This window comes from Micromonospora sicca (assembly GCF_003172935.1).
Classification (GTDB): domain Bacteria; phylum Actinomycetota; class Actinomycetes; order Mycobacteriales; family Micromonosporaceae; genus Micromonospora; species Micromonospora sicca.
In genome coordinates, this window is the sequence record NZ_QGKS01000345.1 from 1 (window position 1) to 10,874 (window position 10,874).

A 10,874-nucleotide genomic window follows, 5' to 3' on the forward strand; every position below is an offset into this window, starting at 1 on the left:
CCGTGGAGGCCGGCGACACCGGGGGGCGGGGCGCGTCGTCCGCCGTACCCTCGACGACCCCGCGCAGGGCCGCCGCCAGGTACGACCAGAGCCGCTCCCCGGTGTCGCCGGCCTCCACGGCGACCCAGGCGGGTGGCGGCTCGGCCCGGGACGCCCGCGCCCACGAGGCGAGCAGCGTGGTCTTGCCCCAGCCAGCCGGCGCGCGCACCAGGGTGACCGGACCGGTGACGCCCTGGTCCAGCCGGTCCAGCAGCCGGGGCCGGACCACCACCGGCTCGGGCAGGACGGCGGGCGACAGCCGCGAGGCGAGCAGCGGCGGCGCGTCGACGGTCCCGACGCGGTCGCGGTCCTCCGGCATGCGGCCCCTCCCCGTCGCGTCCGCTCCCGGTCGTGCGGCGAGCGGTTACCCGGCCCGCGCCGGTTCACCCCTTCGGGGCGAGCCAGCTTCACCCGGACCGCCCGGATGCTGGACACCCGCGGGCGGTCGGCCGCGCGTGACCGGCCGCCCGCCGACCCGCGACGAGGCGAGGGGCAGGTGGTACGGATGGGACGGCTGGCCCGGGGCACGATCGCCCTCGCGGTGGCCGGGGCGGGCGCGACGGCGGTCCGGGCGCTGGTCGTACCCCGGCACCGGAGCTGGCCGCGGGTGACCGGCGCCGACCCGCGGCCCGCGCGGTGGCAGGTGGTGACCTTGACCGGCCCGCCGGAGGCGGTGCTGCCCGGCGGACGGTGGCCGGAGCCGCTGCGCCGGCTCGACGGCGCGGTGGAGGTGCACACCCGCCCGGCACCCGGTGGGCGCGGCACCGAGCTGGCCGCCCGACCGCTCGGCGGCTCGCCGCGGCTGCCCGGCCTGGCCGCCCACCTGGTCGGCGACGACCCCGGGCTGCTGATCCGGCAGGCCCTGCGGGAGGCCAAGCAGCTCGCCGAGACCGGCGAGGTGCTCCGCGCCGACCGCTCGCGGCTGGACCGCCCGGGGGCCGCCGGGTGAGGGCACTGTGCTGGGAGGGCGTCGACGCGCTGGCGGTACGGCAGGTGCCCGACCCGGAGCTGCGCAACGCGCACGACATGATCGTCCGGGTCCGGCGCAGCGCCACCTGCGGCGCGGACCTGCCGCTGCTGGGCGGGCGGATTCCGTTCCTCGCGGCCGGGGACGTGCTCGGCCACGAGTTCCTCGGCGAGGTGGTGGAGGTCGGCCCGGAGGTCCGCCGGCACCGGGTCGACGACCGGGTGGTGGTCTGCGCGGCCGTCGCCTGCGGCGCCTGCTGGTTCTGCCGGCAGGGCCTCTTCGCCTGCTGCGACAACGGCAGCAGCACCGGCGCGGCGGCGACCGAGTCCGCCTGGGGCCAGCCGACCGGCGGCTGCTACGGCCGGCCCGCCCCGCTCGGCGGCTTCGCCGGCAGCCACGCCGAGTACGTCCGGGTGCCGTACGCCGACGTGGGCGCGTTCACCGTGCCGGACCCGGTCAGCGACGACCGGGCGGTGTTCGCCTCGGACGCCGCGCCGACCGGCTGGATGGGCGCCGAGCTGGGCGAGGTCGGGCCGGGTGACGTGGTCGCGGTCTGGGGGGCGGGGGCGGTCGGGCAGCTCACCGCCCGGTCCGCCGTGCTGCGCGGCGCGGCCCGGGTGATCGTCATCGACCGGTACGACGACCGGCTGCGCATGGTGGACCGGCACGTCGGCGCGGAGCCGCTCAACTACCGGTACGTGGACGTCCCGGCCGAGCTGCGGGAGCGCAGCGGCGGCCGGGGCCCGGACGTGTGTGTGGAGGCGGTCGGCATGGAATCGGAGCCACCGGGGCTGCTCGGCGGCCGGCTCGGCGGCGGAGCGGACCGGCCGTTGGCGCTGCGCGAGGCGGTGCACGCCTGCCGCAAGGGCGGCACGGTGGTCGTCCTCGGCACCTGGACCGGATTCGTCGACGCGTTTCCGCTCGGCGCGGTGATGAACAAGGGCCTGACCGTCCGTAGCGCCCGGCAGCACGGGCAGCGCTGGATTCCGATGCTGCTGGACCGGATGGCCCGCGACGAGCTGCGCACCGAACACCTGGCCACCCACCGGCTGCCGCTGGAGCGCGGCGCCGACGGTTACGCGCTGTTCCGGGAGCGGGCGGACGGTTGCGTCCGGGCAGTCTTCTCCCCGTGATCCGCGCGCCCGGGGATGGCACACTCGGCGGATGCGCGACGACCGCCCGCACGACCTCGTCCTGTTCGGCGCGACCGGCTTCACCGGCGCGCTCACCGCCGAGTACCTGGCCCGGCACGCCCCCACCGGACTGCGCTGGGCGCTGGCCGGCCGCAACCCGGCCAAGCTGGCCGCGGTGCGGGACCGGCTCGCCGCGATCGACCCCGCCCTGGCCGAACTGCCGCTGCTGACCGCCGACATGACCGACCCGGAGTCGGTGCGCGCGGTCGCCGCGAGCGCCCGGGTGGTGGCCAGCACCGTCGGCCCGTACGTCCACCACGGGGAGCCGCTGGTCGCCGCCTGTGCCGCCGCCGGCACCGACTACCTGGACATCACCGGCGAGCCGGAGTTCGTCGACCTGATGTACGTGCGGCACCACGCCGAGGCGGTGCGCACCGGGGCGCGGCTGGTGCACGCCTGCGGCTTCGACTCGATCCCGCACGACCTCGGCGCCTGGTACACCGTCAAGCAGCTCCCGTCGGACGGGCCGATCACGGTGGACGGCTTCGTCCGGGCCGGCGGCCGGTTCTCCGCCGGGACGTACCACTCGGCGCTGACCGCGTTCTCCCGGACCGGGGAGATGAGCCGGGCCGCCAAGGCGCGCAAGGCGGTCGAGCCGCGCCCGGAGGGCCGCCGGGTGCGGGCGGTGCCCGGGAAGGTGGGCCGGTCCAGGGAGCTGGGCAGGTGGGTGGTGCCGCTGCCGACCATCGACCCGCAGGTGGTCCGCCGGTCGGCCGCGGCCCGCCCGGAGTACGGCCCGGACTTCCGCTACCGGCACTTCGCCGCGGTGAAGCGGCTCCCGACGATCCTGGTCGCCGGGGTCGGGATGGCCGGTCTGGTCGGGCTGGTGAAGCTGCCGCCGACCCGGCGCTGGCTGCTCGGCCGGCTCTCCTCCGGTCAGGGGCCGACTCCCGAGCAGCGGGCGAAGTCCTGGTTCCGGGTGCGTTTCCTGGGCTCCGGCGGCGGCCGGAAGGTGCTCACCGAGGTGGCCGGCGGGGACCCCGGCTACGACGAGACCGCGAAGATGCTCGCCGAGTCGGCCCTCTGCCTGGCCTGCGACGACCTGCCGCCCACCTCCGGGCAGGTGACCCCGGTGACCGCGATGGGCGACGCCCTGCTGGAGCGCCTGGTGAAGGCGGGGATGACGTTCCGCGTGGTCGACGCGGGCCCGACGGCTTGACCCTCGACCGGGTTGAGGGCACAGGATCGGTCGTCGTGGAGAGCGAACTGCGCAGCATCGGCGAACTGGCCCGGGCCAGCGGGCTGACGGTGAGCGCGCTGCGGTTCTACGACCGCTCCGGCGTGCTGGTGCCCGCGCTGGTCGACCCGGTGACCGGCTACCGCTGGTACACCGACGACCAGGTCGCCCCAGCCCGGCTGGTGGCCGGGCTGCGCCGGGTCGGCATGCCGCTGGCCGAGATCGGCGCCGCGCTGCGGCACCGGTCCGAGCCCGCGGTGGTCGGCCGGCTGCTGGACGCGCACCTGCGCCGGCTGGAGGACGGTCTCGCCGACGCCCGCCGTGAGCTCTCCCGGGTCCGTGCCCTGATCGACCCCGAGGAGACCCCGATGACCACCCGTCTCGTGTTGCACCGTGCCGACCTCGCCGCCGCCGTCGACGCGGTCCGCTTCGCCGTCGGCGCCGACCCGGAGCTGCCGGTGCTGGCCGGGGTGCTGCTGGAGGTGGAGCCGGACGGCGTACGGCTGGTCGCCACCGACCGGCACCGGCTGGCCGTGGCCCGGACCGGGTGGAAGATGGACGGGCCGCCGGTGCGGGTGCTCGTCCCGGTCGGCTTCGTCGACGAGGCGCGCGCCCTGCTGGACACCGGCGCCGGGATCACCCCGGAGGCGCACGTCACCGTCGACCGGGAGACCGTCGAGGTCTCCGTCGCCGGCCGCGCCGTGCGGACGGCGCCCCTGCCGTACGACTTCCCGGACTACCGCCGGCTGCTGCACGGCCACCTGACCGGCGCGCCGGCGCATCGGGTGGTGGTGGACGTGGTGGCGCTGCGCGCGGCGGTGGCCGCCGAGGGCGCGCCGGTGCTGGTGAAGGAGCACGACGGGGTACGCGCCGAGGTGACCGTGCTGGGGTTGGACGAGCGGGGCGGGCTGCGGGTGGTCGGTCCGGACGAGGCGGCGGAGGCGGACGCCGTCCGGGTCGGGGTCAACCGGGAGTACCTGCTCGACGCCCTCGACGCCGGCGACCGGGGGCAGCTTCTGCTGGAGCTGGACGGGCCGATCGCCCCGCTGGCCGTGCGCCGCCCGGACGACGTGCACGCCTTCTCCATCCTGATGCCCGTCCGGCTCTGACGGCCGGTCCCGGGTGCGGGACGGCCGGACGGGGCCGCGACGGTAGCATCTGGGGGTCCCACCTGACTGCCTGGACGGAGGCGTACGAGCAGCATGCTCGACATGGAGTTGATCCGGAAGGATCGCGAGGCGGTGGCGACCGCGCTGGCGAAGCGTCTGGATCCCGCCGAGGTCAACCGGGCGCTGGACGAGATCCAGCGACTCGACCAGGAGCGCCGCGCCCTGATCAGCGAGATCGACGCCGAGCGGCAGCGCCGCAAGGCGGAGGCTCGGGCGTACGCGCAGGCGAAGCGGGCCGGCACCACGCCGGAGCCTGCGCCGGAGGCCGAGCGCAAGCAGCTCGCCGAGCTGGAGTCCCAGCTGGACGAGGTGCAGTCCCGGTTGCGGACCGCGATGAGCGAGCTGCCCAACCTGCCCGCCGACGACGTGGTCGCCGGTGGCAAGGAGGCGAACCGGGTCGTCAGGACCTTCGGCGAGCCGCCGGCCATCGAGAAGGTCCGGGACCACGTGGAGCTGTCCCGCGCGCTCGGCCTGGTCGACCACGAGCGGGGCGTCAAGCTCGGCGGTTCGGGCTTCTGGATGTACACCGGCATGGGCGCCCGGCTGGAGTGGGCGCTGGTCAACTGGCTGATCGAGCAGAACATCCAGGCCGGGTACGAGTTCCTGCTCCCGCCGCACCTGCTGCTGGACAGCGCCGGCTTCGCCGCCGGCCAGTTCCCGAAGTTCTACGACGACGTCTACCACCTGGACAAGCAGTCGGCTCCGCGCGGGCAGTTCCTGCTGCCCACCGCGGAGACGGCGATCCTCGGGGCCTTCCAGGACGAGATCCTGGAGACCGCGAAGCTGCCGCTGAAGGCGTTCGCGTACACCCCGTGCTACCGGCGCGAGGCCGCCGGCTCGCACTCCGACGAGCGGGGCACCGTACGCGGCCACCAGTTCAACAAGGTGGAGATCTTCCAGTTCACCCTGCCCGAGCAGGCGGGCGCCGCCCTGGAGGCGATGGTCGCCCACGTGGAGGGCCTGGTCGAGCAGTTGGGGCTGCACCACCAGACCAGCCTGCTCGCGGCCGGCGACGCCAGCGCCGCGATGAAGAAGACCCTCGACGTCGAGGTCTGGATGCCCAGCACCGGCAAGTACAAGGAGGTGTCGTCGATCTCCTGGGGCGGCGACTACCAGGCCCGCCGGGCGGCCATCCGCTACCGGGAGCCGGGCAACAAGCAGACCCGGTTCGTGCACACGCTGAACGGCTCGGCGCTGGCCACCAGCCGGCTCTTCCCGGCCATCCTGGAGCACTTCCAGCAGCCCGACGGCTCGGTGCTGGTGCCGGAGGTGCTCCGCGACAAGCTGGGCGCCGACCGGCTCACGCCGATCCGCTGACCGCAGGCGACCCGGGCCGAGGCTGACGGCGACCGTTCCGGGGTCGATTCGACGGGGCCCCGGGGGCGCCGACGACAACATCTCCGCCAACCGATATGACTGTCAGGCATAAATATGCCTGACAGTCATATCGCTCACGGGGACAGCGCTGTCCGCCTGCGTCGTGGAGCCTGACGCCCTGGCCGATCCGGCGCGGACCGCCGCGCCACCCGCCGCCCGTTCACCCGCCGCCGGGCCACCAGCAGCAGCGCGACCAGGGCCACCGCGAGGACCGCCGGGCCGGCCGCGGCCAGCCCGGCGACCAGGGCCTGCTGGACCCGGGCCGCGGCCACTACGACCGGGTCGCCGAAGGCGTCGTGCCGACCCAGCGCGAGCCGGACCTCGTACCAGCCGTACCAGGCGACGTAGCCCCCGGCGACGAGCAGCACCAGGCCGCTCAGCCGGGGCACGAACGCGCCGGCGCCGCGCAGCCGGGCCACCACCTGGCCGCGCAGCAGCGCCACGCCGAGCGCGGCCACCGCGACCACCAACCCCATCCCGACCGCGTACGCCCCGAAGAGCGCCAGCCCGCGCAGCGTCGAGCCGGCCTGGAGGCTGGTCACCACGATGGCCAGGAACGGGGCGATCGTGCAGGTCAGCGAGGCCAGCGCGTACGCCATGCCGAACAGCGCCATGGACGGCAGCGAACGGGTCAGCCGGGGCGCCCGGGTGAACGGGCGCGGGGTGGGCATCCGCCGACCGGCGAGCAGCCAGCAGCCGACCGCGGCCAGCAGCAGGCCGAGCGTCACGGTCGTCCACGGCAGCCGGGGGCGCAGCCAGTCCGCCAGCGGCGCCAGGGCCAGGCCGAACGCGCCGAAGACCACGACGTACCCGAGGGTCAGCCCGGCGGTCGCGGTGAGCGCGCGGCCGACTGCGCCGCGCCCGTCCGGCGGGCCGGCGACCAGCAGCGACAGGTACGCGGGCAGCATCGCGAAGCCGCACGGGTTGACCGCGCCGAGCATCCCGGCGGTCAGCGCGAGCAGCAGCGGGGTGGTCATCAGCGGGCCAGCGCGGCGACCCGGCGGCTGAGCGACTCCCCGTCGAGGAAGCCCTGGTGGACGACCCGGCCGTCCCGGTCGATGATCAGGAAAGTGCTCTGCTCGACCACCTCGAACCGGCGCCACAGCGCCCCGGCCCGGTCGTCGAGCTGCGGGGTGCCGGCCAGCTCGAACTCGGTGACGAACTCCTTCATCGCCTGCTGTTCGCCCAGCCCGGCGACGCCGACGATCGGCACGGTGTCCCGGTACTTCGGGGCGATCTCGGCGACCGTCCACGCCTGACTGGCGCAGGTGGCGCACCAGGGCGCCCAGAACCAGAGCACCACCGGCTTCCCGGCCAGGTCGGCGGCGGAGAACCGGGTGCCGTCCAGGGTCGTCGCGGTGAACTTCAGCGTCTCCGGCACCCGGGCCGGGACGACCGGCCGGGCGGCGGGCGTGCCGCCGGTTGCGGCCGGCCCGGTCGTCGGGGCGGCGGGAGACGCGGCCGCCACGGCGCTCACCGGCGACGCGGGCTCCGGGCCGACCGCGCAGGACGCGACGCCGAGCAGCGCGGCGAGCGCGACAGCGGCGGCGGTGGCCCGGCGGGCCACCGTGGTACGACGCGACATCCGCGTCTCCTCTCGGTCGGCTACTCGGCCTTGGCGAGCCGGAGCGCGAGTTCGGGACAGACCTTGACCGCCTTGAGCGCGCCCTCCCGCAGCCAGGTCGGCACCGGGGTGGACGGGAAGGCCGGATAACCGTTGGCGTCGAGCCGGATGAAGTCCGGCACCACGTGCGCGCAGAGCCCGTGCCCGTCGCACCGGGACCAGTCCAGGGTGAGCTTCTGCGGGTTCGCGTCGGGCGCCCCGGGCAGGCCCAGCACGCCCTTGACCCGCTTGCCGCAGCCCTCCCCGGTGGTGTGCAGCCGCAGGTCCTCGGCGAAGACCTCGACCGCGGAGAGGGCGAACCGCGCGGTGCCGTCGGGGTGGCTGCACGCGCCGCGCCCCTTCACGTCGCCGGCCGCCGCCCGGACGATCTCGATCGGGGCGCTGCCGGAGACCGCGAGGTCGACGGCGCGGGCCAGGTCGGGCAGGCCCATCTTGCACGGCCCGCACTGTCCGGCGGACTCGCCGGCCAGGTAGCGGACCACCTGGGCGGCCTCGCCCAGCGGGCAGGTGTCCCGGCCGAGCGGGACGATGATGCCGGCGCCCAGGGTGCCGCCGACCCTGGTCAGCCCCTTGCGGGAGACCTCGGCGCGGTCCGCGGCCTCCGGGGTGATCCACTTGCCGTGGTAGCCGCCCGTCAGGATGCCCGGCCCCTCGGGCACCTCGCACAGCTCGAGGATCTCCCGCAGCGGCGTGCCGGCGGCACACTCCACCACCGCCGGGCGGCCGGCCGCCCCGGTGACGGTGAGCAGCACGGTCCCGGGCTCGTCGTCGGTGCCGAGCGCGGCGTACTCGTACGGGCCGAGCCGGGCGGCGACCGCCAGCTGGGAGAAGGTCTCGGCGTTGGAGAGCAGGGTGGGCAGCCCGCCGACCCCGGAGTCGCTGGACCGCTTCTTGGTGCCGGGCGGGATGTGCGGCAGACCGTTGATGCCGTTGACCAGCGCGCCGCCCTCGCCGGAGATGAACCGGTGCGGCACGGTGACGATGCTGGTCGGCACCGGCATCCGGCGCTCCTGCAGCGCCTCGGTCAGCGACGGCCGGCCCACGTCGTCGTCGGCCACCCCGATCACGATCTCCTCGGCGTCCAGCGCGTACGCGGCCAGGGCGGCGCCGTCGAGGATCAGGTGCGGCGCCCGGGTGAGCAGCACCTTGTCCTTCCAGCTCGCCGGCTCCCCCTCGCTGGCGTTGACCACCACCACGGCGGAGAGGCTCTGCCGCTCGCAGGACTCCAGCACGGCGCGCAGCTTGCGGGCGAACGGGAAGCCCGCGCCACCCTTGCCCTTCAGGTCGATGGCCTCGGCCAGCCGGAGCAGGCTGGCCGGTTCCATCGGCCCGATCGGGCCGTGCACCTCCTCGTGGGCCAGCAGGTCGAGCCGGCCGAACTCGGCGAAACCGGCGGTGAGCCGGGGTTCGCCGACGCAGGCGACCGGTGGCACGGTCGTCCGCATCACTTCGCCTCACCCCGCAGCCCGGCCCAGTACGCCCCGTCGACCGCGTCGGCGCTGGCCCGACGCCGCCGGGACGACCGGCCCTCGCCGGCGGCCTTCAGCGCCCGCCGGGAGGCGAGGTCGACCAGGGTGGGGGTGTCGTCGACGGGCAGGTCGTCCGGGACGTACCGGGCCGGCGGCCGCCAGTAGTCCGGCTCCTCCGGCACCTCCTCCTCGGCGCTGTGCCGGCCGCCGCCGCTGCGCGGAGCCGCGGAGATCGGCCCCGCCGACACCGGCCCGGCCGAGATCGGCCCGGCGGAGATGGGCTCCGCGGAGACCGGCCGTTCGCTGCTCTCCCACCGCCGCGGGCTGTCCCACGGCTCCTCCGGCGCGACCGGCTGCTGCCGAGGCGGCGAGTAGCGGGCGTCCACGTCGTCCCGGTACCGGCGGGCGGCACCCTCCTCCTCGTCCCGGTACCGGCGGGCGGCACGCTCCTCCTCGTCCCGGTACCGGCGGGCGGACCGCTCGTCCGGCCGGCCCCGGCCGGCGGGCTCCGGCTCGGCGGCGCGTCGCCGGGCCGGTCGGTCGTCGTCGCGGCGGCGGGCCACCGGCGCCTCGTCCCGCCGTACGGTGACCGGCGCCGACTCCTCGTCGCGCCGGCGCCGGGACGCCGCCCGGACGGGCTCGCGCAGCGAGCCGGGCGCGGGCACCACCGGCACGGCGAACCGGTCGGGGTCGCGGCGGCGGGCGGTGCCGGCCGGCGCGGTCCACGAGGTCGCGGTGGTCTCCGCCCAGCCGCCCTCGCGGCCCCGGCCGGCGCGGCTCCTCTCCTCCTCGGCGGAGCGGCGGCGGACCAGGCCGGCGAAGAGTCCCGGGCTCTCCTCGGCCGGCCTGCCGGCCATCGCCTGGTTCAGCGCGGCGGCCTGGTGCTGCTCCCGGCTGCGCCTGCCCAGGTGGACGGAGACCCGGACCAGCAGCGCCAGCACCACCAGCAGCACGCAGGCCAGGTAGCTCAGCACCACCCAGGACCTGGCCGGCCGGCCCGCGTTGAGGCCGTGGAGCAGGGCGAACGGCCAGGAGACGTAGGCCATGGAGTGCAGCGCCCGCCACAGCCACTTCGGACCGACTCCGGCGAAGCGGACCCGGATCAGGCCGGTCCAGAGCACGCTGACCATCAGGAAGGCGGCCACGGTGCCCAGCCCGACGTAGAGCCCCCGGCCCCCGATGAACGGCACCACCGCGTCGGTCGGCGCGGCCCGGCCGATCGAGATCTTGGTGATGACGTGGACGACCAGTCCGGCCACGCCGAGGATGCCGGTGGCCCGGTGCGCGGACTGGAGCAGCACCCGATGCCGGATCAGCAGCACCAGCCGGTCGGTGGCGAGCAGCCCCATCATCACGGTGAGGCTGAGCGAGACCAGGGCGACCACCCCGGCGAAGAACTCGGTGAAGAAGAAGCCGTACGCGTACACCGTCCCGCCCGCGCCGGCCAGTTCGACGCCGGCCCAGGCGAGGGCGAGTGCGGACGCGGTCAGCGCGACCAGTGCGGACTTGGACCGCGTCCGGGCACCTCGACTGGTGCTGGTGGTCCGGACGGTCGCCGCCTTCTCGTTCTGCTCTGCCCGGGCCATCTGCTCCTCGATCGTGTCTCACGGCGGCGCCCCCACCGGCCGACCCTGCTCCCTCCTCAGGTACGGAGCGGCGTGGCGAGCGGATCAGCCCGGTCGCGAATTTCTCGGCCGCTCCGTCGAACCGGGTGCCCCCGGCGCGCGTGTAGCGCCAAATCCAACGACGCATTTCCATCCGTTGACAGCCGTTGCAACACGCTTGTAACCTTGCCGAAAATTTCAGGCCGCTGTTGCAAGAACTCGACAGTGGAATCCTCCCCCCGCGCCGCGCCACCC

The 10,874-nt window shown here is 75.7% G+C and carries 10 protein-coding genes and 1 pseudogene; 5 read left to right on the forward strand and 6 right to left on the reverse strand.

Translation table 11 applies throughout. The features are described from left to right. Window positions 1-358: pseudogene (locus DKT69_RS27995) on the reverse strand (helix-turn-helix transcriptional regulator); the annotation flags it as partial. 186 nt (window positions 359-544) lie between these two features. On the opposite strand from DKT69_RS27995, the gene DKT69_RS28000 reads away from it, so the two are divergent. The 5 genes from DKT69_RS28000 (at window position 545) to serS (ending at window position 5,862) form a co-directional block, all read left to right on the forward strand. Next, window positions 545-988 carry a hypothetical protein gene (locus tag DKT69_RS28000; protein WP_377533844.1) on the forward strand — a complete coding sequence of 148 codons (444 nt, stop codon included), beginning with the start codon at window positions 545-547 and terminating at the stop codon, window positions 986-988. Beyond that, window positions 985-2,139 carry a zinc-dependent alcohol dehydrogenase gene (locus DKT69_RS28005; RefSeq protein WP_109804473.1) on the forward strand — a complete coding sequence of 385 codons (1,155 nt, stop codon included), beginning with the start codon at window positions 985-987 and terminating at the stop codon, window positions 2,137-2,139. Before DKT69_RS28000 ends, DKT69_RS28005 begins: the two co-directional genes overlap by 4 nt. A 31-nt stretch (window positions 2,140-2,170) precedes the next feature. Beyond that, window positions 2,171-3,358 carry a saccharopine dehydrogenase family protein gene (locus tag DKT69_RS28010; RefSeq protein ID WP_109804474.1) on the forward strand — a complete coding sequence of 396 codons (1,188 nt, stop codon included), beginning with the start codon at window positions 2,171-2,173 and terminating at the stop codon, window positions 3,356-3,358. A 47-nt stretch (window positions 3,359-3,405) separates the two neighbouring features. Continuing rightward, window positions 3,406-4,485, forward strand: coding sequence for a DNA polymerase III subunit beta family protein (locus DKT69_RS28015; protein ID WP_109804481.1), 1,080 nt, complete (start codon window positions 3,406-3,408; stop codon window positions 4,483-4,485). Window positions 4,486-4,578: 93 nt separating this feature from the next. Next, the gene (gene serS, locus DKT69_RS28020; RefSeq protein WP_109804475.1) at window positions 4,579-5,862 is read left to right on the forward strand and encodes a serine--tRNA ligase; all 1,284 of its coding nucleotides are present in this window, start codon (window positions 4,579-4,581) and stop codon (window positions 5,860-5,862) included. 134 nt (window positions 5,863-5,996) lie between these two features. Here serS and DKT69_RS28025 read toward each other — a convergent pair whose 3' ends face one another. From DKT69_RS28025 to DKT69_RS40205, 5 genes are all read right to left on the reverse strand, one after another. Next, entirely contained in the window at window positions 5,997-6,899 is a 903-nt protein-coding gene (locus DKT69_RS28025) for a cytochrome c biogenesis CcdA family protein (protein WP_109804476.1), read from the reverse strand. Beyond that, complete coding sequence (locus DKT69_RS28030) at window positions 6,899-7,507, reverse strand: TlpA family protein disulfide reductase (RefSeq protein ID WP_109804477.1); 609 nt, start codon at window positions 7,505-7,507, stop codon at window positions 6,899-6,901. The genes DKT69_RS28025 and DKT69_RS28030 overlap by 1 nt, the downstream gene beginning before the upstream one ends. 20 nt (window positions 7,508-7,527) lie before the next feature. Then, window positions 7,528-8,994, reverse strand: a complete 1,467-nt coding sequence (locus DKT69_RS28035) for an NADH-quinone oxidoreductase subunit NuoF family protein (RefSeq protein ID WP_109804478.1) — start codon at window positions 8,992-8,994, stop codon at window positions 7,528-7,530. Then, entirely contained in the window at window positions 8,991-10,601 is a 1,611-nt protein-coding gene (locus tag DKT69_RS28040; protein WP_109804479.1) for a ferric reductase-like transmembrane domain-containing protein, read from the reverse strand. The genes DKT69_RS28035 and DKT69_RS28040 overlap by 4 nt, the downstream gene beginning before the upstream one ends. A 56-nt stretch (window positions 10,602-10,657) precedes the next feature. After that, on the reverse strand, window positions 10,658-10,874 hold a 217-nt coding region (locus DKT69_RS40205), incomplete at its 5' end, for a hypothetical protein (protein WP_236648399.1).